The organism is Pantoea nemavictus, from assembly GCF_037479095.1.
GTDB lineage: Bacteria > Pseudomonadota > Gammaproteobacteria > Enterobacterales > Enterobacteriaceae > Pantoea > Pantoea nemavictus.
Window position 1 is genome coordinate 2,518,386 of sequence record NZ_JBBGZW010000001.1, and the last position, 25,917, is coordinate 2,544,302.

General features: G+C 56.7%; 20 protein-coding genes. 10 read left to right on the plus strand and 10 right to left on the minus strand.

The genetic code is table 11. The annotated features are described in order from the left end of the window. The first annotated feature begins 9 nt into the window (after positions 1-9). The gene (locus WH298_RS11455) at positions 10-1,329 is read left to right on the plus strand and encodes a c-type cytochrome (RefSeq protein WP_180822888.1); all 1,320 of its coding nucleotides are present in this window, start codon (positions 10-12) and stop codon (positions 1,327-1,329) included. Positions 1,330-1,526: 197 nt separating this feature from the next. On the opposite strand, the gene WH298_RS11460 is transcribed toward WH298_RS11455, so the two are convergent. From WH298_RS11460 to WH298_RS11475, 4 genes are all read right to left on the minus strand, one after another. Beyond that, a complete protein-coding gene (locus WH298_RS11460) occupies positions 1,527-2,954 on the minus strand; it encodes an MFS transporter (protein ID WP_180822889.1) in 1,428 nt (475 codons plus the stop codon). A gap of 190 nt (positions 2,955-3,144) precedes the next feature. Continuing rightward, positions 3,145-4,665, minus strand: coding sequence for a p-aminobenzoyl-glutamate transporter (abgT, locus tag WH298_RS11465; protein ID WP_049851300.1), 1,521 nt, complete (start codon positions 4,663-4,665; stop codon positions 3,145-3,147). 192 nt (positions 4,666-4,857) lie between these two features. Next, entirely contained in the window at positions 4,858-6,303 is a 1,446-nt protein-coding gene (locus tag WH298_RS11470) for a M20 family metallopeptidase (protein WP_180822890.1), read from the minus strand. After that, the gene (locus tag WH298_RS11475; RefSeq protein ID WP_180822891.1) at positions 6,300-7,613 is read right to left on the minus strand and encodes an amidohydrolase; all 1,314 of its coding nucleotides are present in this window, start codon (positions 7,611-7,613) and stop codon (positions 6,300-6,302) included. Before WH298_RS11475 ends, WH298_RS11470 begins: the two co-directional genes overlap by 4 nt. 114 nt (positions 7,614-7,727) lie before the next feature. Here WH298_RS11475 and WH298_RS11480 point away from each other — a divergent pair, with 114 nt between their 5' ends. Together WH298_RS11480 and yjdN are read left to right on the plus strand one after the other, a co-directional pair. Continuing rightward, complete coding sequence (locus tag WH298_RS11480; protein ID WP_049851303.1) at positions 7,728-8,630, plus strand: LysR family transcriptional regulator; 903 nt, start codon at positions 7,728-7,730, stop codon at positions 8,628-8,630. A gap of 78 nt (positions 8,631-8,708) precedes the next feature. Further along, on the plus strand, positions 8,709-9,140 hold the full coding sequence (gene yjdN / locus WH298_RS11485; RefSeq protein WP_007888515.1) for a VOC family metalloprotein YjdN: 432 nt from the start codon (positions 8,709-8,711) through the stop codon (positions 9,138-9,140). Between the two features lie 79 nt (positions 9,141-9,219). Here yjdN and WH298_RS11490 read toward each other — a convergent pair whose 3' ends face one another. From WH298_RS11490 to WH298_RS11500, 3 genes are all read right to left on the minus strand, one after another. Continuing rightward, positions 9,220-10,086 carry a nucleoside-specific channel-forming protein Tsx gene (locus tag WH298_RS11490; protein ID WP_036620733.1) on the minus strand — a complete coding sequence of 289 codons (867 nt, stop codon included), beginning with the start codon at positions 10,084-10,086 and terminating at the stop codon, positions 9,220-9,222. Between the two features lie 389 nt (positions 10,087-10,475). After that, positions 10,476-11,834: a sensor histidine kinase gene (locus WH298_RS11495; protein WP_007888513.1), complete on the minus strand. Its 1,359-nt coding sequence runs from the start codon at positions 11,832-11,834 to the stop codon at positions 10,476-10,478. Beyond that, positions 11,831-12,490, minus strand: a complete 660-nt coding sequence (locus WH298_RS11500) for a response regulator (protein ID WP_180822892.1) — start codon at positions 12,488-12,490, stop codon at positions 11,831-11,833. The genes WH298_RS11495 and WH298_RS11500 overlap by 4 nt, the downstream gene beginning before the upstream one ends. 212 nt (positions 12,491-12,702) lie before the next feature. Between WH298_RS11500 and WH298_RS11505 the strand changes: the two genes are divergently transcribed. From WH298_RS11505 to WH298_RS11515, 3 genes are all read left to right on the plus strand, one after another. Further along, entirely contained in the window at positions 12,703-13,071 is a 369-nt protein-coding gene (locus WH298_RS11505) for a helix-turn-helix domain-containing protein (RefSeq protein WP_007888509.1), read from the plus strand. Positions 13,072-13,259: 188 nt separating this feature from the next. Continuing rightward, positions 13,260-14,150, plus strand: coding sequence for a LysR family transcriptional regulator (locus WH298_RS11510; RefSeq protein ID WP_007888507.1), 891 nt, complete (start codon positions 13,260-13,262; stop codon positions 14,148-14,150). Positions 14,151-14,261: 111 nt separating this feature from the next. Further along, positions 14,262-15,473, plus strand: coding sequence for an MFS transporter (locus tag WH298_RS11515; protein ID WP_007888505.1), 1,212 nt, complete (start codon positions 14,262-14,264; stop codon positions 15,471-15,473). Positions 15,474-15,614: 141 nt separating this feature from the next. On the opposite strand, the gene WH298_RS11520 is transcribed toward WH298_RS11515, so the two are convergent. Both WH298_RS11520 and WH298_RS11525 read right to left on the minus strand, forming a co-directional pair. Then, positions 15,615-18,005 carry a glucose/quinate/shikimate family membrane-bound PQQ-dependent dehydrogenase gene (locus WH298_RS11520; RefSeq protein WP_007888498.1) on the minus strand — a complete coding sequence of 797 codons (2,391 nt, stop codon included), beginning with the start codon at positions 18,003-18,005 and terminating at the stop codon, positions 15,615-15,617. Positions 18,006-18,290: 285 nt separating this feature from the next. Then, positions 18,291-18,890: a hypothetical protein gene (locus tag WH298_RS11525; protein ID WP_180822893.1), complete on the minus strand. Its 600-nt coding sequence runs from the start codon at positions 18,888-18,890 to the stop codon at positions 18,291-18,293. A 419-nt stretch (positions 18,891-19,309) separates the two neighbouring features. Here WH298_RS11525 and WH298_RS11530 point away from each other — a divergent pair, with 419 nt between their 5' ends. Together WH298_RS11530 and WH298_RS11535 are read left to right on the plus strand one after the other, a co-directional pair. Next, a complete protein-coding gene (locus tag WH298_RS11530; protein WP_180822894.1) occupies positions 19,310-20,548 on the plus strand; it encodes an MFS transporter in 1,239 nt (412 codons plus the stop codon). Positions 20,549-20,731: 183 nt separating this feature from the next. Continuing rightward, entirely contained in the window at positions 20,732-22,060 is a 1,329-nt protein-coding gene (locus WH298_RS11535; protein WP_180822895.1) for a glycoside hydrolase family 28 protein, read from the plus strand. A gap of 116 nt (positions 22,061-22,176) precedes the next feature. Here WH298_RS11535 and WH298_RS11540 read toward each other — a convergent pair whose 3' ends face one another. After that, positions 22,177-23,247: a tartrate dehydrogenase gene (locus tag WH298_RS11540; protein WP_180822896.1), complete on the minus strand. Its 1,071-nt coding sequence runs from the start codon at positions 23,245-23,247 to the stop codon at positions 22,177-22,179. 85 nt (positions 23,248-23,332) lie between these two features. Between WH298_RS11540 and WH298_RS11545 the strand changes: the two genes are divergently transcribed. After that, a complete protein-coding gene (locus WH298_RS11545; RefSeq protein WP_180823717.1) occupies positions 23,333-24,238 on the plus strand; it encodes a LysR family transcriptional regulator in 906 nt (301 codons plus the stop codon). Between the two features lie 256 nt (positions 24,239-24,494). Further along, the gene (locus WH298_RS11550; RefSeq protein ID WP_036620746.1) at positions 24,495-25,916 is read left to right on the plus strand and encodes a sodium:solute symporter family protein; all 1,422 of its coding nucleotides are present in this window, start codon (positions 24,495-24,497) and stop codon (positions 25,914-25,916) included. The last annotated feature ends 1 nt before the right edge of the window (position 25,917 follow it).

Genomic DNA, 25,917 nt, shown 5'->3' on the forward strand with positions numbered 1-25,917 from the left:
AACACGGCGATGATTAAAAGCATTTTAGCCCTGTTTCTGGGCACGATGACGTTCGCCGCTGTGGCGGACGATAGCGCTGCGGACGCATTGGTGAAACGCGGCGAGTATCTGGCGCGCGCCGGCGACTGCGTAGCGTGTCACAGCGCGCAGGGCGGTCAGGCGTTTGCCGGTGGACTGCCTATGGCGACGCCGATCGGCACCATTTATTCCACCAACATCACGCCGGATAAAGCCACCGGCATTGGCGACTACAGCTATGACGATTTCCAGAAAGCGGTGCGTCACGGCGTAGCGAAAAACGGCGATACGCTGTATCCGGCGATGCCGTATCCGTCGTATGCGGTGGTCAGCGATGACGACATGAAGGCGCTGTATGCCTACTTCATGCACGGTGTGCAGCCGGTGGCGCAGGCCAACAAAGAGAGCGACATTCCATGGCCGCTGTCGATGCGTTGGCCGCTCTCGATCTGGCGCGGCATCTTTGCGCCGGACGTGAAAGCGTTCCAACCAGCGGCTCAGGAAGATCCGCACTTGGCTCGCGGTCGCTATCTGGTGGAAGGTCTTGGCCACTGTGGTGCCTGCCACACGCCACGCAGTATCACCATGCAGGAAAAAGCGCTTAACAACGACGAAGGCCATAACTATCTCGCCGGCAGCAGCGCACCGATTGACGGCTGGACCGCCAGCAACCTGCGTGGCGACAACCGCGATGGTTTAGGTCGCTGGAGCGAAGACGATCTCAAGCAGTTCCTGCGTTTTGGCCGCAACGATCACACCGCCGTGTTTGGTGGCATGACCGACGTGGTGCAGCACAGCCTGCAATATCTGAGCGACGAGGATATCAGCGCGATTGCAAAATATCTGAAATCACTCGGCGCAAAAGATCCGAATCAGGCGGTGTTTAAGCAGGATGACGCGGTCGCCAAGGCGTTGTGGAAAGGTGACGATAGCCAGCCAGGCGCATCGACCTATGTCGATAGCTGTGCGGCGTGCCACAAAACCGACGGCAGCGGCTATCAACGCTTCTATCCGGCGTTGCGCGGTAATCCGGTGGTGATGGCTGACGATCCAACCTCGCTGATCCACATTGTGCTGGTGGGCGGTACTTTGCCTGGCGTGCAAGGTGCACCAACGGCAATCACCATGCCGGCATTCGGCTGGCGCATGAACGACCAGCAGGTGGCGGATGTGGTGAACTTTATCCGTGGCAGCTGGGGCAATGGCGTGAAGTCGAGCGTATCGGCGAAGGATGTGGCGGCGCTACGTAAAGACGAAACCGTGCAGTCAAAACAGGGCAGTGCGGATATTAAGGTGCTGGAAGGGCAGTAGCTTTTGCTCGCTGTACTTAATAGCGTGCTCGCTGTCCCCCATCCCGGCCTTCCCCCACAAGTGGGGGAAGGAGACGCTGCCATATGCAGCATCAAAACTAACATATGGCATCATCTTCCTCCCCCACTTGTGGGGGAGGACCGAGGAGGGGGACAGCCAGCACGATCTGGGACAGCCAGCACGATCTGATGCCATCTTCAAATATTCTCCAAATCCATGCCACGGGTTTTCGGCCCGTAAATTCCTACCGATAGCATCACTATCAACATGCTCAGCACGATAAAGGCGATCACGCCCTGGCTGCCGGCATACTGCAAAATAATGCCAATCAAAATACTGCTGAACACCGTGGACAGGCGGCTAAACGAATAGCAGAAACCCACCGCGCGGGCGCGAATGTGCGTCGGGAAAATCTCCGTCTGATAAGCGTGATAGCTAAACGTCAGCCATGCGTTGCTGTAAGTAATCAGGAAACCGCAGATGATCATCAGCACCGGATTGGTCATAAAGGCGAACAGCGTGCCGAACACCACCGTCATCAGCGACGAAAAAACAATCTGCCATTTGTTCTCGAGCTTATCGGCGTAGCGGCTGCAAATCAGCGAGCCGAGCGGGTAAGCCAGGGTAATGAAAAAGGCATACAGCAGGCTGTGCGTGACGGTCGCGCCTTTGCCTGACAGCAGCGCCGGCAGCCAGTTGCCGAAGCCAAAGAAGCCAATCGCCTGGAAGAAGTTCATCACCACCAGCATCAGCGTGCGCTTGCGATAGGCCGGTGCCCAAATCTCACTAAAACGCCCGTGTTTCGGTTGATTCGTTGCCTGCTGTCCCCGATCCCGGTCTTCCCCCACAAGTGGGGGAAGGGGAGAAGAGATGCCACAGCGTTGCTCCATCGCACTCAGCACCTGATGCGCCTCCTGATGGCGCCCTTGTTGCGCCAGCCAGCGCGCAGATTCCGGCAGGTTTTTACGGATCAGCCAGATCACCAGCGAGCAAACGGCACCGGCAATCACCACCCAGCGCCAGCCTTCGAGGCTGAGAATGGTTTGCGGCACCAGCCACCATGACATCAGCGCCACCGCCGGTACCGACAGAAACTGAATAAAGAATGAGAAGGCGAACGCGCGGCTACGCAGATGGGCTGGCACCCATTCGGAGAGATAGGTGTCGATGGTCACCAGCTCCACACCGAGACCAATGCCAACCAGGAAGCGGAACAGGATAATCATCTCCGCGCTCTGCTGGAACGCCATCAGTAAAGAAAACACGCCGTACCACGCCAGCGCGCACATAAAGGTGAGGCGACGGCCAAAGCGATCGGCATAGGGCGCGAGCAGGCTGGCACCGACGAAAAGACCAAGGAAAGTGGCGGAAGCAAACGCCGCCTGATCGGCGATGCCGAACACGCCCGCAGAACCGGTATGAAACACGCCCGCGGCGACCAGCCCGGAGCTAATGTAGCCGGTTTCAAACAGATCGTAGAGTTCGAAGAAGCCGCCGAGCGCCAGCAGCGTGATAAAGCGCCACAAACCTGCGGAAGAGGGCAGCGCATCAATGCGCCCGGCTAAGGTGCGGCGATCCGCTGCGATGTGATCGTTCGCCATCCCTGTCGACGTGATTGTTGTCATTGTTGTGTAAACCTCGGTGTTTGCAGAACCCGCTGACGGCTGAGATGAGTTTTAAAAATAATTAACCGTTAGCAAGCGAAGGAATAGCAGGATAATAAATTCGTAACGGGTTGCCGAGAGGCGCCACGGTGACATTTTGGCAACATGCGTTGCAGTTCACAGAAGTGTGATCGCCATCCATGGCGCAGGGTTAGTGCAGGCTGGGATAAACGCCCGGACCAATCGGTAAACCTAACGCGTACCACGCCAGCAGTAGCACAATCCAGGCGCTGAAGAACACCAGCGGATAGGGGAAGATCAGCACGTAATAGGTGCCGAGCTGCGCATCTTTTTGGTAGCGCTGCAGGAAGCCGAGGAACAGCGGCAGGAAGGGCGACATCGGTGCCAGCGGCAACACCGCGGAATCGGCGATGCGGAAAATCATCTGCGCGAAGGCCGGATGGAAGCCCAGCAGCATAAACATCGGCACAAATACCGGTGCCAGGATCGACCAGATGGCCGATCCGCTGGCGATGAACATGCACAGGAATGCCGACAGGAACATCAGGCCAAGAAAGGCCGGGGCACCGCTAATCCCGGCGCTCTCCAGCACATCGGTTAAGCCGATGGCCATGAACTTGCCCATGTTGCTCCAGTTAAAGAAGGCAACAAACTGCGACAGCGGAAACACCATCACAATAAAGCCTGCCATGCTCTTCATCGGATCCACCAGCAGCTGCGGAATATCATCCGGGCGGCGGATCTGCTTCGTCACCGCACCGTAGGCAATGGCTACCACGAAGAAGAACAGGATGATGATCGGCACAATCCCCTGAATAAATGGCGAGGGAATGATGCCGCCACTTTTGGGATCGCGCAGCGGCGCGTGTTCCGGCACCACCAGCAGCGCCATTAGCGCGATAAACGCCAGCGCAGCGATACCTGCGGCCTTCAGGCCGCGATTCTCTAGCGCGGTGAGCGGCGGCAGGCGATCGTTATTGCCGCCGTTCCATGCTGGCAGACGCGGTTCGACGAATTTATCCGTCAACAGCGCGCCAGCGATGGTCAGCACAATCACCGAACTGGCCATAAAGAACCAGTTGTCGATAACGCTGACGTGCACGGTATCGCTCACCGCTTTGGCGGCTTCGGTACTGATGCCAGACAGCAGCACATCGGTGGTCACAATCAGCAGGTTGGCGGTAAAGCCGGATGCTACGCCGGCAATCGCCGCCAGCAGACCCGCCACCGGATGCCGTCCCACGGCGAGGAAAATCAGCGCGCCGAGCGGCGGCATCACCACCAGCGCTGCATCGGATGAGATGTGGCTGAAGAAGGCGATAAACAGCACCATGTAGCTGGCGTAACGACGGCTGACGCGCGAGGCCATTTTCACCATGAGCGACTGCAGCAGGCCGACTTTTTCCGCTAATCCCGCGCCAATCACCAGCGCCAGAATCGATCCCAGCGGCGTAAATCCGCTGAAGTTTTTGATGATGTTGGGCAGGATCCACTGAATCCCGGCGACGCTCAGCAGGTTGTTCACCCGCACCAGTTCGCCGTTAGTGGGATTCTTCACCGCCACGTCGAGGCTGCTGATAATCGCCGTGGCGACCATCAGCACCACAATCAAATAGACGAACAGTAAGAAGGGGTTCGGCACTTTATTGCCGACGCGCTCAATCCAGCTAAACAGCTTTCCGGGGCTGCGGTTCTCCGTGGTGGCTTCCATAGGTCAATCCTCGTCAGTCGTCTTGTTATGTTTGCATGCCCGCTTGGGGGCTATATTTTTTTGTTTTAAGGTGGTTTTTACTGCTCGTACATATCGTAGCGGCGCAATTTATTGCGCAATATCTGGATGGGCACGGAGTCGCCATTCAAATGCGCGATGAATCGCGCCGCTACGGATGGTGCTTATTACTGCTTAGGAAGCTAATTTCGACGGTGTTACGTCAGCAGGAATCGGACAAACGTATGCCTGCTCGCGGCGCACGCGTTGGAACTCCTCGCGGCAGCGCGCCAGCGCCTCGTCATCCTGCAGCAAGGTCAGCGCGGTTGCGGCCATCACTTTTGCTGCCAGACACATGCCTTTATGGGCGATTGACGTGCGGCCCTGCGCCACCAGTTGCCAGGTGTGCAGCGGCGTACCAAAGGCGAAGCAGGGCGCGAAACACTGCGCGGTCGGCGTTACCCAACTGACATCGCCGACGTCGGTTGAGCCGTAAAGCAGCTCGCGCGTCACTGCATAAGGCGCCACCTCATCCATCAGAATCTTATCGCCTAGCGCCTCGCTCCAGGCGACGCCCGCTTCACCGCCGGTGCGTGCCGCATTGAGGCGCGCGTTGCGCAGATCGTCTTTGCTCAGCGTGGCACGAATCTCGGCGGCGAACGCCTGCTCCGCTTCGCTGTAGTCAGGCAAACCAAACTGATGCAAATAGCGCTCCATCACGCCTTCCAGCGCGCGATTCGGCACGTAATTGGAGCAGGCTTTATCGAAGCGTACCGTCATCTGCGTGTCGGTCATCAGCGCCGCGCCTTTAGCGATGTTAATCACGCGCTGATAAATATCCTGCGCCTGATCGAGCTGCGGCGCGCGAATCAGGTACAGCACTTCGGCGTCGGCTTGCACCACATTGGGCGAAACGCCGCCCGCGTTGGTCACCGCATAGTGCAGCCGCGCTTCCTGCACGATGTGCTCGCGCAGGAAGTTGGCGCCGGTGTTCATCAGCGTCACCGCATCCAACGCGCTGCGTCCCAGATGCGGAGAGTTTGCCGCATGCGCCGCGACACCTTTAAAGCGGAAAGCCGCCTGAATATTGGCCAGCGTGCTGAGGTTGAACATGCCGCTAAAGCCTTCAGGATGCCAGGTGACTGCCGCATCAACGTCATCGAACAGACCTTCGCGCACCATAAAGGTTTTGCCGGAGCCGCCTTCTTCACCCGGACAGCCGTAAAAGCGCAGCGTGCCGCGCTGGCCGTGCTCTGCCCACCAGGCTTTGATGGCGAAGGCGGCGGCCAAACCGGCGGTGCCGAGCAGATTGTGGCCGCAGCCGTGACCGTTGCCGTTCTCCACCAGCGGCTGCGGCGTGGCGCAGCCCGATTGCTGGCTTAAACCCGCCAGCGCATCGAACTCGCCCAGAATGGCGATCACCGGTTTACCGCTGCCGATGCTGGCAATAAACGCGGTGTCGATATTGCCGACGCCGCGCTCCACGACAAAACCTTCCTGCTCCAGCGCATCGGCCAGCAGCGCGGCCGATTGTGTCTCCTCAAACCGGGTTTCCGGCACGTCCCAGATGGCGTCGCTAAGAGCGCTAAAGCGCGGCTGGTTTTGGTTGATGTAGTGATTAATAAATTCGCTGTGGCTCATCGTTGGCCTCCAAACTGGGCTTGATTGAGTGCCAGCGTCGCCAGCGTCTGTACCGCGGTGGCCATGATCGCCTCGTCGAAATCGAACTTCGCGTTATGGTGGCCCGCCGCCAGCTCGCAGCCGAAAATCACGTAGGAGGATTGGCCGCCGCGCTGCTGCACGCGCTCCAGCATGTAGGTGGCGTCTTCAGAGCCTGCCGCCTGCTGTTTGGTATCGACCACTGAAGTGAAAATGCCCAGCGCCTCGGCCTGCTGGTGGATGAATGCCACCCACGGCTGGCTTGGCGTGCAGCTACGGGCGCCGCCCATCAGCTTCACATCGTATTCAACGCCGTACATCGCCGCCGCACCGGCGATCACACGCAGCGCCTGCTGATAGATATCGTCATTGACGTCATTGCTCGCGCCGCGCGTCTCCACCTTCATGAGCGCGTAGTCGGGTACCACGTTGCGTCCGGAGCCAGCCTGTAATACGCCGACGTTAACGCGCGCTACGCCGCCGCTGTGCTGCGGCAAATTATGCAGTGCCAGCGTGGCCTGCGCCGCCGCCAGCAAGGCGTTGCGCCCCTCTTCCGGTTTGCCGCCGGCGTGCGCGCCGACTCCGGTGAAATTCACATCCAGCTTGGTGGTGGCGAGGAAGCTGTCGCTGCCGCAGACGATTTCACCGGCAGGCACGCCGGTGCCGAGGTGAATGGCGGTGAACAGATCGACATCATCCACCACGCCCGCTGCGACCATCGCTTTGGCGCCGCGGACGCCTTCTTCCGCCGGTTGGAAGATGATTTTAAGCGTGCCGCTCAGCTGATCTTTCATCTCCATCAGCACGCCCGCCAGCGCCAGGCCGATGGTGGTGTGGCCGTCGTGACCGCAGGCGTGCATCATGCCGGCATTACAGGAGGCAAAACCTTCGCGCGTCGGCAGATGATTGCTCGCGCGGCTTTCGTTTTGATCGAGTGCATCCATATCAACGCGAAAACCCATTACCGGGCCCGGACGACCGGTTTCCAGCGTCGCCACCACGCCACAAAATCCGCCGGAGAAGTGCTTGATCCACTGCGGTAGCGCACCTTGCTCCAGTGCGCGCGCTTCCTGTTGCGCCAGCACCTCATCGGAGGGCAATCCCATGCGCGAGTCAGCATCGATTACCTCGCGGCCCAGCTTGAGTTGATAACCAAGACGATGCAGCTCTTCCGCCACCAGCGTGGCGGTACGGAACTCGAGCCAGCCCGATTCGGCAAAATGGTGCAGATCGCGACGCCAGGCTTGCATCTGTGGCACGCGGGCGTGAACGAGGTCAGAGAGGGTTTTCATCGGCATTTCCTTTGTGTTGATTTTTTATGCATTCACTCGAATCTACACAATGGTTTTGGTGCGCATAAGATGCGAATATCTTGCTACTGATAAACAACGGTTATCATCAAAACTATGTCGGCTAATCTTAAACTTCATCAGTTGCGCGCCTTTGTTGACGTGGCGCGGCAGGGCAGTATTCGCGCCGCCAGCCGCTTGTCCGGGCTCTCGCAGCCTGCGCTCACCAAGGCGATTCAGGAACTGGAGCTGGCGCTGGGCGCACGACTCTTTGAACGGCGCCAGCAGGGCGTCACGTTAACCGACATCGGTGATAACTTTTTTCAGCATGCCAGCCTGGTGCTGGAAGAGTTGCGGGTGGCGCAGGAGGATATTCAGCAGCGGCTAGGCTTGGCCGGCGGGCGCGTGAATATCGGCGTGGGTGGCAGCATTGCGCGCACCATCATGCCGCAGGTGATCACGCAGTTTCATCGTGAGTATCCGCTGGTAAAGGTGCGGATTGTCGAAGGCCAGCTGGTGTCGATGGTGCATGAACTGCGCCAGGGCGAGCTGGATTTCACCATCAACACTTACGATCAAAACCATCTTGATCAGGAACTGGTGTTTGAACGGCTGATGGAGCGGGATTATCAGGTGGTGATGCGCAAAGGGCATCCGATGGCGCACGCGCGCACGCTGGCAGAGCTGCAGCACTGCGACTGGACGATGCCGACGCCGCAGGGCAGCTACTATCGGTTGCTACACGATATGTTTGGCGAACGCGGCATGGCGCCCAAAATTGTGGTGACCTGCGAGACCTTTATGGCCTGCACCAGCCTGGTGGCGCAGAGCGACTTCGTCAGCATTATCTCGCGCGATGTGATTGAAGACCCGACACACGGCGGTCAGCTAATTGCACTTGATCTCGACGAACCGCTGCCGAAGGCCACTTTCTATCTTATCCAGCGCAAAGATACCGCGCTGACGCCGATGAGCGCCTATATGGCTCAACTGTTCCGCCGCCAATGTCAGCAAAGGTAAGAGTGCGGCCTGGCTCGCAGTTGTATAAATAATGCGCACTACACTTGCAGGGGACGTTCCCTTTTTGGAGTACAGACCATGCAAGTTACCCCGTATGTGTTCTACAACGGTCGCTGTGAAGAGGCGATTGCGTTCTACCTGGCGGCCACCGACGGCGAGCTGCTGTTTAAGATGACCTATGGCGATATGCCGGATGAAACGCCGGTGGAGGATGAGGGCTGCACCTCAGGCGTGAGCTTTTCACCGGAGCAGATTATGCATGCGCATGTGCGCATCGGGCAGGGTGAAATTATGCTGAGTGATGGCGCGCCGCAGGCGGAGTATGGCGGTTTTGCCGTGAGTTTATCCACGCCGGATGAAGCGCAAGGCAAGCGTTGGTTTGATGCGTTGTCGGCGGGCGGTAACATCACCAAAAGCTGGGCTCCAACGTTCTGGGCCAACGGTTTTGGCATGTTGATCGATAAGTTCGGCGTGCCGTGGATGGTGAATGCGTATAAGCCGCAGATTTAAGGTGGATGCGGTTTGTAACCAGGTGCGCATAAATGCGCACCCTACAACGTAGGGTCGCCATTAATGGCGACCGTGTCGATTAGAAGTTGTAACCCACCACCAGGTAGTAACCCCAGCCGGTTGATTTCACTTCAAACGGACCGTTACCGAAATTCAGCTCCTGGCCGTCAGCCCACTGGCCGCCGTTGTGGAAATAACGCGCCACGGTAGAAACGTGCCAGTGATCGTAGTTCAGCGACAGAATGTGGCTGGAGGCGATGGAGTTGCTGGTGCGTGAACGATCGGACTCATCACGCAGATCTGAACCCCAGTCGAAGTTGGTGAAGCCGATGTAGCTCAGCTTGCCGCCCCACAGATCGGTAATCGGTACAAAGTATTTCACCTTGAAGCGATAACCATCCCAGCTGTTCTCATTCGCCGCACCGTAGTTTTCCCACTGATACTTGGCGTACACGTTGAGCGACAGGCCGATATCGCTGTGCGTATCGATGTCGGTGCCGAGACCCATATACCAGGTGTTCTGACGGTTATCGCTGTTGCGACCCATGTCATAGATGTAGTTGTTGGCGAAGTACCACTCTTTGAACGGGCCAAAGGACAGATCGGTGCCGGTCAGTTTATCAATCGAGAAACGTGGCTCAATTTCCATGAACATCGGCGAACCGTGGTCGAACACGCCGTTAGCGTTGCTGTTGCCGACGCCAAAGAAGTTGGTCAGATCGAGGTAACCATAAAAATCGAACCAATCCTTTTTGGCAAAGGCTTCGTATTCGAGATACACGTCGTTATTGAACTGCGGTCCAAAACGAGTGTGGTAGCTGCCCACCACGTTAACGCTCTGATGCCACCAATCCGAAACGTACTGCGGATCGCTGTCTGCTGCTTGTGCCGCACCAGTCCAGCTGCTGGCCAATAAGGCCCCTGCTATCAACGCTTTATATTTCATTATGTTAACCACATGCTTGTGATCGCCGGGCTGATGCCGCGATCGGGTGAAATTGATCCCAGGGGATGGGCAGTGTGTTGTCATATCCGGTCTGAAGCGCCAGATTTTCAAGTTTGCGTAATGTGCCTGTAACAGACGCATAGAAAATAGATTTTGGTCACGTTTGTCAAAAAGTGTTGCAGTTTGATTCACTGGAAATGTGATCGTTATCACATAAAAGCCTGGTGGCGAACGGAACCCCGCAACCGTTTACGTGTCGCGTACAGCAGGAAACGTGTTTGATGAAGAGAAAGGATGTAGCGGCGCGATTTATCGCGCGTGTTTTGGAGCGGGCACCGTGCTCGCAGCGATAATGCGCAATAAATTGCGCCGCTACGGCACGGTGTGCGTTATGGCAAGGTAATGCGCACCTGCAGGCCAGCAATCTGGCCCTGCGCATCATGACGATTCGACAGCGCCACCTGCATTTGATGCTTCTGCGCCACGCTGCGCACGATTGAAAGGCCTAAGCCGCTGCCCTGGGCTTGTACATCGGGCGAACGGGTAAAGCGGTCAAAAGCGCGATCGATGAAAGATTCCGCCATGCCGGGCCCGTTATCCACAATATCCACCACGGTGTGATTGCCGACACGATGCAGCAGCACGTCCACCAGGCTGCCCTCCGGCGTGTGCAGCATGGCGTTGCCGATCAGGTTATCGAACAGGCTGCGTAAATCGGAGCGGCTGGCCTGCAGACGATAGTGCGCGCTGCCGTTGAAACCGATATCAATGCCGCGCTTATCCGCTACCACCATCAGCTGTTCAATGCTCTCTTTCAGCAGGTCGTCCAGCTCGATGGTTTCCACCGTGGCGACCACCGATTGATCTTCCTGACGCGAGATATTCAGCAGCTGTGTGACCAGATGGCGCGTACGGGTGACGCCGGCTTCCAGCTGATCGAACTGACGACTGGCTTCGCCTGGCTGAATGTGTTGCCTTAGGTTTTCCAGCTGCAACGTCACCGCAGTAACTGGCGTACGCAGCTCATGTGCCGCATCTTCGAGGAACTGGCGCTGTGACGACCAGGCGGCGCGCAGCTTATCGAGCAACGAGTTGTAGGCCGCCACCAGCGGCAGCACTTCATCCGGCAAGCCATCGGGAGAAAGCGTATGCGGATGCAGGGTTTCCTGGGCGGCAATCTGGCGCGACGCGACACGTAAATCGCGCGTAATAGCACGCACCACTAGCCAGATGACCAGCAGCGAGAGCGGCATCATTAATACCAGCGGGATGATGGCCGATAGCGCCCGTTTTAACATCAGACTCTTCATATAGCCGATATTGTGCAGCACCTGAATATTGCCGATTTCACTGCCGAGTTCGCCGGGTCGCGTATAGACGCGCCATTCACAGTCATCGCCGCAGTCACCCACTTTGAGATCGTGCCAGCCTTTTTTGCTTTGCAGCGGCGCATGTAAATCGGGCCACGAACTGGCGCGCAGCCGATTACGGGTGTCCCACAGCTGGACGATATAGGTGCTTTTCAGCTTCTCGGCATGCATCACCATCGGCATTAACGCAGGCATACGCTGGCTGGTGGCCCACGCATCGGCGATCTTGGCGAGCTGATCGTCCTTCATGGTGCCCATCATGTCGCCGTAGCAGTGATAGAAATACCAGGTAACGCCGCCGATCATCGCCAGGTGCAGAATCACCAGCGTGGCGAGCAGTTTGTTGCGCAGCGAGCGCATAAAAGTGAAAGGTTTCATATTGCCGGTACCCGCCAGCCGAGTCCGCGCACGTTGCGGATCACTTCGTTATCGAGCTTGCGGCGCATGCCGTGAATCAGGACATCAACGGCGTTGCTGCTGACCTCTTCGCCCCAGCCGTAAATGCGGTTTTCTAACTGTTCGCGCGACAGAATGGCGCCCGGCCGTTCCAGTAAGGCGTAGAGCAGGGCATATTCGCGAGCGGTGAGCTGTTCGCGCTGGCCTTTGTACAACACTTCGCGCGTCATGATGTCAATCTGCACATCGCCGCTGCCCAGCAGCGAATCTGCCGCACCGTGGCGACGTCGGGTAATGGCACGCATGCGCGCCAGCACCTCTTGCAGGTCAAAGGGTTTCAGCAGGTAGTCATCCGCGCCGCTGTCCAATCCCTGAATGCGTTGCTGCACGGTATCGCGCGCGGTGAGCACCAGCACTGGCGTCATATCGCCGCGCGTGCGGGCCCGACGCAGCACCTGCAGGCCATCTTCACGCGGCAATCCGAGATCCAGCAACACGCAGGTATAGCCGCCTTCGGACCAGGCATTGCTGGCAAATACGCCATCACGTACCCAATCCACCGACCAACCCGCCGCTTCCAGCGCTTGCTGCAGATTGGCGCCAATCATTTCATCATCTTCTACCAGCAGCACACGCATGATGCCCTCCAACTTAACTGAGCGCAGTTTATCTCTCTATTCTTAGCGCAGAATTACCCTCCGTCACACTTGCCGCCTTTCTGCAGCTGGAAGTATTTAGGAGGGCCGATTTTCCCGCTTGCTAATTCTGCGCTAATTTTCCGCTAATTAAGGGATAAATTTAACGCGCTACAGTAGCTGCACTGGACATATCGTCAAAGCAGGAGAATCCCATGAATCAGCGCGAATTTATCCGTAGTTTGCTGGACTGGATAGAGAATAATTTAGGACACGATCTGCATCTGGATGAAGTTGCACGCCGCTCGGGATACTCCCGCTGGCATCTGCAACGTCTGTTTCGTCAGCACACCGGTTTCTCTCTGGCCGAATACATTCGCCAGCGCCGCTTAACCGAATCCGCGCTGACGCTGATTAACAGTGACGAAGCGATTTTGCAGGTGGCGATGAGCTACGGTTTCGATACTCAGCAGGCTTACACCCGCACCTTCAAAAACTATTTCCTCGTGACGCCGGGTCAGCTGCGTCGCCAACGTCGCGTTGAGCCGGATCGGCTACTGTTCCCGCTGGCGATGGCGAGTTGAGATATGGGCACCGATATTCCCTTGGGTGCGTTTCGTAGCGGCGCAATTTATTGCGCAATATCTGGATGGGCAAGCTGCCGCCATTGATACGCGCGATAAATCGCGCCGCTACGGAATGTGCGATGATGGACTTATTGCAGGCTTAGCTTTTAATCTACGGTTCTCACTTATCTAGCCCGTCAGAGAACATGGACAACAGCGACAATCTCAGCGCCATGATGCTGTTTGCACGCGTAGTAGAACGGCAAAGCTTTAGCGAAGCCGCACGCACGTTAGGCGTCTCCAAATCTCACGTCAGCCGCGAAGTGGCCCGGCTGGAAGTGCGGCTCGGTATCAAGCTGCTGCAGCGCACCACGCGCAAAGTGGTGCTAACGGAGCTTGGCCAGGCTTACTATCCGTTTTGTGTGCGCATGCTGGAAGAGATGCATCGCGCCGATGCCTTTGTGCAACAGGTGCATCAATTGCCCGCGGGCAATGTGCGGCTGCAGGCGCCGATCACCTATGGCTGCCAATGCGTGGTGCCGACGCTCAATGCCTTTATCCGCCGTCATATTCATATCAATGTCGATCTTGATCTCACCACCAGCGATGACCCGCAGCCCAGCGCTGATGTCGCGATTGTCATCCGCGCGCGTGCGCCAGATGGCGCCAACTACCGCGAGCTGAGCAGCATTGATTGGGGCTTGTACGCCACGCCGGATTATCTGGCGGCGCATGCACCGATCGATCATCCCGAACGTCTCACGCGTCATGACCTGCTGCTGTTTCACGGCCCGGCGCACACGGCTGCGCTACCGTTCCGCCGTGATAAACAGCGTCTGGCGCTCGATGTGCATAGCCGTTTCCGTGCCAATAACAGCATGGCGTTGCTGAATGCCGCGCTGGCAGGCACTGGCATCGCTTATCTGCCGGCGTATATGACGCAGGAAGCCTTAACGCGCGGCGAAATCCAGCAGGTGTTGCCGGAATGGCAAATGGATCGCCTGCACAGCTACTTATTGCTAAAAGAGCAGCCGCAGGCTTCCTCGCCGGTAACCTTGCTGTGCGATGCGCTGATCAACGCGCTCAGCACGGCGTGATTGTTGTTATCTGGCAACAATAATGCGCCGCCTGGTAATTATCACTGCAAGGCTGTCTTCTCTTATAGGTCACTGTTAGCCTGCTAAAAAAGCAAAAACAGGGATATCACCATGCAGCAACCTCCAATCGCGTTAGCGCCCGAACAGCAACACTGGAAGCGAAATTTATTTGTCTGCGTGCTGGGCTCGTTCAGCACTATCGTGGCGATGACGCTGCTCTTGCCGTTTCTGCCGCTCTATGTGCAACAGCTTGGCGTGCAGGAACCGGCGGCGATTGCACGCTGGTCGGGCGCGGCTTATGGCGCCACCTTCCTCAGCGCCGCATTGACCGCGCCGCTGTGGGGCAAACTGGCCGATCGTTACGGCCGTAAATTGATGTTGATCCGCGCCAGCCTGGGCATGGCGATTGCCATGTCGCTGATTGGTATGGCCACCGCGCCGTGGCAATTGGTGGCGCTGCGTCTGCTGGCGGGTTTACTCGGCGGCTATGCGTCGGGATCGACCATTCTGGTGGCGGCGCAAACGCCAAAAGAGCAAACCGGCTGGGCGCTTGGCGTGTTGTCGTCCGGCATCATGGCCGGTAACGTGGTTGGGCCGCTGCTGGGCGGAGTATTACCGCCGCTGATAGGTATTCGCCACACCTTCTGGCTGACTGGCGCAGTGATCTTTCTCGCGTTCCTGGCGACCACCTTTTTACTGAAAGAGGTGCCGCGTTCTGCCGGCAAAAAAACGCAGCAGAGCGCAGCCGACGATGAAAAGTCGCTGAATCTGCCGGTGGTGCGTCTGATGTGGTTGTCGGGGATGTTGCTGATTTTCGCCAATATGTCGATTGAGCCGATTATCACGCTGTACATTGGCCAGTTTGTCAGCGGCGATCACGCGGTAACGGTCACTGCAGGATTGGTGATGGCGGCAGCGGCGCTCGGCAGCATCATATCCGCGCCGCGTCTGGGACGTTTAGCCGACCGCGTGGGACATGGCCGCGTGCTGGTGTATGGATTAATAGCGTGCGCGCTGCTGCTGATCCCGCAGGCATTTATCAATGAAGCCTGGCAACTGGTGGTGTTGCGTTTTCTGATGGGCATGGCGCTGGGTGGCTTAATGCCGTGCGTCACGGCGCTGATTCGTCACAGCGTGCCGCAGTCGCAGGTGGGGAAGATGCTGGGGTATTCCACTTCGGCGCAGTACGTCGGCCAGGTTTCTGGTCCGCTGTTTGGCGGTTTTATCGGCGGCGCGTTTGGCATGCGCCCGGTGTTTCTGGCGACCTGCGTGATTATGGCGCTGTGTGCGCTGCTAAACGCACGCGTGCTGCGTAAACGCTAATCGTTGGTTCGCCATTCATGGCGACCCTGGCATTAACCGCACAATACCTTCCTGTGCGTATTTCATGACGGTCACCATAAATGGCGACCCTACAAAAAAAAGCGGGCTAAAAAGCCCGCTTTTTTACCTCAACGCGAAAACTTACTTCGCATCAGGCAGTGCGTAGGCAATCACATAATCACCCAGCTTGGTACCAAACGAACCGTGACCACCTGCAGCGATAACAACGTACTGCTTGCCATCCACTTCATAGGTCATCGGCGTTGCCTGGCCGCCCGCTGGCAGACGTGCCTGCCACAGCATTTCACCGGTGTTGGTGTCGAATGCACGCAGGTAGTTATCTGCGGTAGCACCAATGAAGAACACGTTACCCGCGGTGGTAATTGGGCCGCCCAGCATTGGCATACCCATTTTGAACGGAACGGGTACTGGCGCGCTATCGCGAACTGTACCAATGCGTTTTTTCCACACGGTTTCGTTAGTCTTCAGGTCAACTGCAGAGACATAGCCCCAAGCCGGTTGCTTACACGGCAAGCCAAACGGTGACAGGAACGGATTCAGCTCCACGCCGTACGGTACGCCGTACTGTGGCTGGATGCCGGTTTCAGTACCTGAACCGCCTTTGTCGTCAGCCGGTGGCTCGATCGGGTTGCCCGGACCGCGCGGAATCAGCTTCGACACAAACGGCAGCGCCATTGGGTTAGCAATCGCAATCTGACGATGTGGATCAACCGCGATACCGCCCCATTCGAACATGCCCAGGTTGCCTGGGAACACCAGAGTACCTTGCTCAGACGGCGGGGTGAACGGACCTTCGTAGCGCAGACGCTTGAAGATCACGCGGCACACCAGCTGGTCATACAGGGTCGCGCCCCACATGTCCTTGTCCGTCAGATTATTTTTCGGACGGAAGGTCAGTTCGGAGTACGGCTGAGTTGGTGCAACGTGGTCGCCTTTAGCGGCGCCCTGTGGAACCGGGGTTTCCGGTGCAGGAACAACCGGCTCACCGGTGCGACGATCCAGTACAAAGATGTTACCGGTTTTCGCCGGTGCATAAATCACCGGTACCGTTTTGCCATCTTTATCGGTGATATCGGCCAGCGTCGGCTGAGACGGCAGGTCCATATCCCACAGATCGTGATGCACGGTCTGATACGACCACACCAGCTTACCGGTGGTGGCGTTCAGTGCCAGTACGCTGCTCGCATAACGCTCCTGTTCTGGTGTGCGGTTACCGCCCCAGATATCTGGCGTTGACACACCCATTGGCAGGTAAACGATATCCAGTTTCGGATCGTATACCGCCGGCGCCCACGAGTTCGGCGAGTTCATGGTGAAGGTGTGTTCATCAGCTGGAATCGCGTTAGGATCTTTCGCGCCCGGATCGAATACCCACAGCAGTTTACCGGTGTTAACGTCAAAACCACGAATGGCGCCAGACGGCTCACGGGTTGAGTAGTTATCGGTCACCGCACCGGCCACCACGATGGTGGTATCGGTGATGACCGGCGGCGACGTCGGCTCGTACTGACCTGGGGTCAATACTGGCTGCTTGTGCTGCAGATCCAGTTCGCCGTTGTTGCCAAAGGCCGCGCAACGTTCACCGGTTTCGGCATCCAGCGCGAACATACGACCATCATTTACCGGCAGGTAAATACGGCGTGAGCACAGCGCAGGTTGGGTGTTGGCAGCATCAGCGGCAGCAGGCACTTCGTGGTAGGAAACGCCACGGCAGGTAACGTGCTGGAAGGTTGGATTCGGCTTCAGGCCCGGATCAAATTTCCACTTCTGCTTACCGGTTTTCGCATCCAGCGCAAACAGAATCTGGTGCGGTGAGCAGAGATAAAGCGTGTCGCGGATTTTAATCGGCGTCACTTCATCGGTGATTTCACCTGGATCGTTTGGCGTCTTCATGTCGCCAGTCTGGAACTGCCAGGCAACCTGCAGCTCTTTAACGTTACCGTTATTGATCTGTTTCAGCGGGGAGAAGCGGGTACCTTGCTGGTCACGCGCATACGCGGGCCAGTCAGCATCGTCGATGTTGCTTAACGGCTGCGCCTGTGGGGCATTTGACGCCGCAGCAGGAATTTCACCGTTCAGCTCTTGTGGATCGTGGAACACTGCCCATGCCAGCACCAGCGCACTGGCAACCAGCGCGACCGCCAGCAGACCAAGCGCGCCTTTGCCGGCATTATTCAGACCGCGATACACAAACGGCAGAATCAGCCAGACGCCGAAGATTACCAGCACATCGGTACGCGGTGCCAGCGCCCAGAAGTCGAAACCGACTTCCCATACGCCCCACACCAGCGTTGCCAACAGCAGCAATGCGTACAGCAGTAACGCTGAGCCGCTACGGCGCCACAGCAGAATAGCGGTGATCAACATGACCACACCGCCAATAACGTAGTACCAGGAACCACCAATGGCGGCTAACCAAACGCCACCAACCAGCATAAACGCGCCCGTCAGCAGTGCAAAAAGCACTGTGAGAAAACGGATTACGCCAAAAGATGAGGAAGCTTTCCCCATAATATTGACCTCTTTCTTTGCCATTAAAAACTAAAAAGGAAACAACGCGTTGGGTTGCTTCCCGACATAGAGTACGAAATAACGAAAACTGTTCGATCGGCGCTTTCCGTGCGGCGAGTTGATCCCTTTGCGTTAAATTTTATCTTAAAAACGTTAAAGGGTTTGATATTTTTAGTGCTTTGCACTCGAAGAGAGGAAGTAGTACGAAATTTTATGAGGGAATTAAGGCGTTATGTCCGGTTACATCGGGCCATAACACCCAGGAGCAACATATTGTGTAAACGTTTACCCTTCAAACAATGTGCTGCTGGTACGTTGTTCTTGCCAGCCGCTCAAATTAAGTTGCGCATACTGTGCCGCGGGCAGCGTTAACTGTGGCGTACGTAATATTACCTCTGCTTCTCTTTCCCTGCACGACGCCAGCAGAAAGGGAAAGCTGAACTTGAGATAATTATCGTTAAAAAATTCCTCGGTCAGCACTATTCCTTTAAAAGGGAATGACGCGATATTCTGCCAGCAGGTTCCGGGCGCGGCCAAATCATAAAGCCAGAAAGAGAAACGTTCAGCCGCCTGGCGTAGCGCACTATCTCTCTGAACTAAATCGGCATAATTGATTGCCAGATGCACATTCTCATTTTGCAGGCCGAAATAATTTTCCGGTGCCTGTAAAAAATGTAGCAGGTTATTTCCCGAGAGCGGGATAATTATTAATTCAGGTGATTCCAGCAACTGATTATGCAGCGAAATTATGTTGCGTCCATTAAGTAATACCGTGCCTTCCTGCTCACAATGCATAAAGGGTGCTGAATAACACACACCGGTTAGCGTGCCGTCGAAGCGACGGATGCGCTCAGTAACATAAGGATTATAAGAACTGTTTTCCATTTATCTCTGTGAATAAATTAATTGGCTGGAACGTCTTAATTATTATAAGGACGGGCGATTAATGAAGTCTTAACACGGCCAATATAAACCGATTAGTTTATAAAGTTCAGCTTTTTTAACTGTTTCTGATAAAGAGATAGGCTGCACTGCGCAGTTGATAATTTAATAGCGAAGAAACTATCTGGAAAGATTGGGATATTTTCAGCTGAAAATCATCAGCCTGCTAATATTGTGAGCTCAATGCTTAGCAAAAATTTAGATAAGCTTCTGTTTTTAAACAGCACGGCTAGCCATTGTCTGGCTCAGTAAGATGCCGCACTCTGTGGCGTGAAAAATAAAGCGGAAGCCATTAAATGGCTTTTCACCAGGTTGGTGCAACGACGCTAACTGACATAATCATTTAGGATGGGATAACAACTATGGGTTCACCGGTATCCGCAGCAGAGGATTCGTTGCTGCGGCACAGGTCGTTTGTCGCCTTTTGGCTGGCACGCACCTGTTCATCGTTTGGCTTTCAAATGTTCTCGGTCGCGGTTAGCTGGCAGATCTATGCGCTAACCCACAGCGCGATGGCGCTGGGTATGATCGGCCTGATGCAATTTCTTCCTTCAGTGCTGTTGGCGTTGCCTGCCGGGCACCTGGCGGATCAACACGATCGCCGGCGCATCGTGCTGCTCGGACAGCTTATTGAGTGGCTGGCACTGCTGGGGTTGGTGGCGCTAACGCTCGTCAACTGGGCGGGCAAGTTTGAAATTTGGGGGCTGGTGTTCCTGATCTCGGTAGCCAAGGCGCTCGAGTGGCCGGCGATTACCTCAATGCTGCCGGCGCTGGTGCCGCCGCCGATTCTGGCGCGCGCCATGGCGGCCAGCTCGGTGGGCGGACAGGCGGCGGTGATTATCGGCCCGACGCTGGGCGGCTTTCTATATGTGGCGGGGCCGGATGTGGTATATGGCGTCTCGGCGCTGTTCTATCTGTTCTCCATCGTGCTGGTGAGCCGACTGCGCTACGAGCGACCACCGCAGGCGCGTCTGCCGATGAACCTGCCGAATCTGTTTGCCGGCGTGCGCTTTATCCGCGATCGCAAAGATGTGCTCGGGGTGATTTCACTCGATCTGTTTGCGGTACTGCTGGGCGGCGCCACCGCGCTGCTGCCGATCTTCGCACAGGACATTCTGCACACCGGACCGTGGGGCTTGGGTATCCTGCGCGGTGCACCGTCGGTCGGTGCGCTGATAGTCGGCGTGTGGCTCAGCCGTCATAAGCTGGAGAAGAATGTCGGCATGATTATGTTCGGTTCGGTGGCCGGATTTGGCGTGGCCACGCTGGTGTTCGCGCTCTCCACCCAACTATGGCTATCGGTGGTGGCGCTGGCAGCGCTGGGCGGCTTCGATATGGTGAGCATGGTGATCCGTGGTGCGCTGGTGCAGCTGGATACGCCAGATGATATGCGCGGCCGCGTTAACGCGGTCAACGCCATCTTCATTAATACCTCGAATCAGCTCGGCGAATTTGAGTCCGGTCTGCTGGCGGCCTTTATGGGTGCAGTGCCAGCCGCGGCAATTGGCGGCATCGGCACGCTGGTAGTGGTGGGCGTATGGATGACGATTTTCCCGCACCTGCGTAAACGGCAGAAGCTGGAAAACGAAACGGTGGTTTGAGGTGGTTTCGTGCAGTCTGTAAAACGGTGCGCATAAATGCGCACCCTGCGCCGTAGGGTCGTCATTCATGGCGACCGTCAAGATGGACGCACCAAACCTAACGCCACACTTTGTCCATCAGCAAAAGGTTTAGTCGCGCGGCGCGTGCTGCAATAGCGCATCGCCGCTATTCAGGAGAACCACATGCACCTCTCACTGGCTGATTTCTATCCCGTCGCCGATGGCGAAACTCTTGATACTTCCTGCTTCCAGCGCGCATTAGATCATCTTGCGGCGCGCGGCGGTGGCACGCTGTCGGTGCCGCCGGGGCGCTATCACCTCGGTACGTTGTCGCTAGGCTCCAACATCCATCTGCATCTCGAGGCGGGCGCCACGCTGCTCGCCAGCGCGCGCGTTGAGGATTATCAGCAGCAGCTGGCGCAGAGCCAGGCTGAGCTGTCGCAGCATGTGCTGCTGTACGCCGTCGGTCAGCGCAATATCACCGTCAGTGGCAAAGGGACGATCGACGGCAATGGCGAAGCCTGGTTTGCCACAGAAAAGGATCAGCAAGGCTATCGCCTGCCGCGTGCGCAGCGCCCACGCATGCTGGTGTTTGAAGATTGCGAGCAGGTGACGCTGGAAGATTTCAGTATTCTTCAGGCGCCGATGTGGACGGTGCATCTGGTGAGTTGTCGCCATGTGCATATTGATCATCTCACCATCGATAACAGCATGAGCATGCCGAATACCGATGCGCTGAATATCGACAGCTGTGAAGCGGTGTTCGTGAGCAATAGCTATCTCAGCGCTGCGGATGACGCCATTTGCATCAAAACCTCGCAAAAACCAGCGCATCTGCGGCGAGCCGCACGACAAATTATGATCAGCAACTGCCTGCTGCGTTCTTACAGCTGCGCGTTCAAAATCGGCACCGAAACTTTCGACGACGTGGAAGATGTCACGGTGTCCGGCTGTACTATTTTCGATTCCAACCGCGCCATCGGCGTGCTATCGCGCGATGGCGGCCACTTCCGCCGTTTGCTGTTCAGCAATATCACGCTGGCCTGTCGCCACGCGCCGCCGTGCCATTGGGGCAAAGCTGATGCGCTGTTTGTTTCCGCGCGCGCGCGCGATCCGGCGATTGCGCCAGGCAGCATCGAACAGCTGCAGTTCAGCAACGTCAGCGGCGTGATGGAAGGCGCAATCAATCTGCATGCCGAACGGCCAGGGCAAATTCGAGATGTGATGCTGGCGAATCTGCAGCTGCGACAAGTGGTGACGCAAGGTGTGGAGCAGGGGCATTACGATGTGCGTCCGCCGTGCAATCCCGCTTCGCCGACCGGCATGGGATTGGACAATGCGTACAAGCTGGATAGCGCATCCGGCTTAGCGTATGGCGTGGCGGCCTATCCGGACGGCCTGCCGGGCGTGTTTGCCCGCGGTGTGGAGAATCTCCAGCTGCACAACGTGCTGATTACGCGCCCGCAACCGCTGCCGCACGGCTGGCATGCGGAAACAGTGCAGATTTTGTAAGCTGTGCGAGAAAATCCAGGTCGCCATTAATGGCGACCCTACGCCGAATGGTAGAGTTATTTGTAGGGTGCGCATTCATGCGCACCTGGAAATATCAGTCGTTATAAATGGTGACGCTACAATGCTGAGGCGATAGCCGCGCCCAACTCTTCGGTGCTTGCGCTGCCGCCGAGGTCGCGCGTCAGGCTGTTACCTGCCGCCAGCGTACGCTCGATGGCATCCAGCACCGCTGCGCCTGCTTCGGCGTAACCGAGGTGCTCCAGCATCATCGCGCCACACCAAATTTGCCCAATCGGATTGGCAACGCCTTTGCCGGCAATATCCGGCGCGGAGCCGTGCACCGGCTCAAACAGACTCGGGAATTTGCCTTCCGGATTAATGTTGGCGGACGGCGCGATGCCGATGGTGCCGGTACAGGCTGGGCCGAGATCTGACAGGATGTCGCCAAACAGGTTACTGGCGACCACCACATCGAACCAATCCGGATGCAGGACGAAGTTGGCAGTCAGAATATCAATATGATATTTATCGACTTTTACCTCGGGATAGCTCGGCGCCATCGCTTCCACGCGGCTGTCCCAGTACGGCATAGTAATGGCGATACCGTTGGATTTGGTGGCGGACGTCAGGTGTTTTTTCGGGCGCTTTTGCGCCAGATCGTAGGCGAATTTCAGAATGCGATCGACGCCAACGCGCGTCATCACCGTTTCCTGAATTACCACTTCGCGCTCGGTACCGGGGAACATGGTGCCGCCTACCGACGAATATTCGCCCTCAGTATTTTCACGCACTACGTAGAAATCGATATCGCCCGGCTGACGATTCGCCAGCGGGGCTTTCACTCCCGGCATTAAGCGCACGGGGCGCAGGTTGACGTACTGATCAAATTCACGACGGAACTGCAGCAGCGATCCCCACAGCGATACGTGATCCGGCACCACGTCTGGCCAGCCAACCGCGCCGAAGTAGATGGCATCAAACTGACTCAGCGTGGCGAACCAGTCATCCGGCAGCATTTTGCCGTGCTGCTGCCAATATTCGGCGCTGGCGAAATCAAACCATTGCCACTCCAGCGCGATATCAAATTTCTTCGCCGCTGCATCCAGCACGCGGATGCCTTCCGGCATTACTTCTTTGCCAATGCCATCGCCAGGGATGACGGCGATTTTATAGGTTTTGCCGCTCATAGGGTTTCTCGCAGGTTGCTGTTGATGTTCTGTACGCAGTATAACCATGCATCTGAAGGAAATAATTAGCCTGAGCGATAAGCCAATGTTGAATAAAAGTAGAGAATCGCGCACCTCCACCGACGATCTGGCCTTCTTTGTGCGCGTGGCTGCGCTGGAGAGCTTAACCGCCGCCGCGCGCGAGCTTGGTTTATCGTTACCGGCGGTGAGTAAGCGCCTGAGCCAGCTTGAGCTGCGGTTGGGCGTGCAGTTACTCAAGCGCACCACGCGGCGGCTGGAGCTGACGGCGGAGGGCAGGCGTTATCTCGATGGCGCACGTCCGCTGCTCGACCAGCTGGCGGAGCTGGAAGAGTCGGTTAGCAGCCAAACCTCGGTGCTGCGGGGTTCGCTTAACCTCAATGCATCCTTTGGCTTTGGGCGTCGTCACGTTGCACCTTGCGTGTCGCGCTTTGCCGCGCTGCATCCCGAGCTGGCCATCAGCCTGCAGCTCAGCAGCCAGCCCCTGAATTTTCTTGATGCGCGCGTGGATATTGATATTCGCGTCGGTGAACCGCCAGATGCGCGGCTGATGGCACGTAAGCTACGAACCAATCCGCGCGTGCTGTGCTGCTCGCCGGATTACGCTGCGCGCCATGGCATGCCTGAGAGCATCGCCGCGCTGGCACAACATAATTGTATTTTGCTGCGTCAGTTCGACAGTGATTTTGCGCTGTGGCGCTTGAGTGATGGCACACAGCAGCTTACGCAGAAGGTGCGCGGTCGCTTAATTACCAACGATGGTGAAGTGGCGATGCAAATGGCGCTGGATGGTCACGGCATTCTGCTGCGTTCGTGGTGGGATGCGCAGCACAGCATTGAGTGCGGCGATCTGCTGCCGGTGTTGCCGCAGTGGACGGCGCCAGACGGTGATATTTATGCTGTCTGGCAGCCGCAGCGTCAGCTGCCCATCCGCATTACGGCCTTTGTGGATTTTTTGCAGTCCGTCTTATAACTGTTAAGTTAAATTTGATTATTTATAATCATAATTGACTGTTTGTGAGCAACTTCAAACAAATTAAGCCGCTTTTATCCTATAAATTGCCCTGCTTATGCGTGAGTTCATTCTTATTTGAGTGAAATAAATCATCAAGGCATAAGTGGGGTGGTCATCAGTGCTCAGACACGTCAATAACAATATTGACCACCTCATCAACGGTGCGCGTGAAGCCCAGCGCGTGCCACGACCCTACGTTATCGATGAGGCTGAAATGAAACAATTCTCTACAGAAGGGATGGTGATTATCATCGGGATTGTCATTACGTACATCCTGTTCACCACTTGGCTGACCTGGCGGCTGCGCAGTAAAAACAGCGGCGACTTTATGGCTGGCTCCAATGTGATGCCCGCTTTTGTGGTGGGCGTGATGCTGATGTCGGAATACATCGGCGCCAAATCCACCATCGGCACTGCCCAGGCGGCCTTTGAAGATGGCTTCGCCGCATCCTGGTCGGTGATTGGGGCCGCCATCGGTTTCCCACTGTTTGGCTTCTTGCTGGTGAAGCGCATCTATAACACCGGCAAAATCACCATCTCTGCAGCGATCGCGGAACGCTACGGCAACTCAACCAAAAACATTATCTCGTTAATCATGATCTACGCGCTGCTGCTGGTGAACGTCGGAAACTACGTCAGCGGCGCAGCGGCGATCTCGACGGTGCTCAATCTCGATCTTACTACCGCAGCGGTGATCACGGCGATCGTCAGCACTTTCTACTTTATGTTTGGCGGCATGAAAGGCATTGCCTGGGTCACGCTGCTGCATAGCGGGCTGAAATATATTGGTATTTTGATCATCCTCGGCGTGGCGCTGCACATGACCGGCGGCGTCAGCCCGATGATCAAAGAGATGCCGCATTTCTACTGGACGTGGGACGGCAATGTCGGCGGCAGCACCATCTTTGCCTGGATGATTGGCACCATCGGCTCGATCTTCTGCACTCAGTTCGTGATTCAGGCGATTGCTTCGACCAAAAGCGCGGCCTCTGCCAAGCGTGCGACCTGGGTCGCGTTCTTCTTCTGCATGCCGATCGCCATCGCCATCGCGCTGATTGGCGTGGCGGCGAAATACCTGCATCCCGATATCAAAAGTTTGTACGCGCTGCCGGTATTCCTGCAGGACATGAGTCCGTGGCTGGCCGGCATCGTTACAACCTCATTGGTGGCGTCGATCTTTGTCAGCGTCAGCACCGTGGCGCTGGCGATTGCCTCGCTGGTGGTAAAGGATTTCTACGTGCCGTATCGCAATCCGACGCCAGAACGCGAGTTCCAGATGACGCGTTGGCTGTCGCTGCTGATTGGCTTCCTGCCGCTGATCTTCGTGCTGTTCGTGCCAGAAGTGTTGAAGCTGTCGTTCTTCACCCGCGCCATTCGTCTGTCAATTTCGGTGGTGGCGATCATCGCCTTCTACCTGCCGTTCTACAAAAGCACGCGCGGTGCTAACGCCGGGCTGATTGGCGCCTGCGTGGTGACCTCGGTGTGGTATCTGCTGGGCGATCCTTTTGGTATCAATAACATGTATGTCGCGCTGTTTACGCCAGCGGTGATCATGGTGATTGATCGCCTGATCCCGACGCGTCAGACGCAGACCAAAAAAGCCCCCAAATCCTCAATGCAAAACAGTGGAGCCTGAC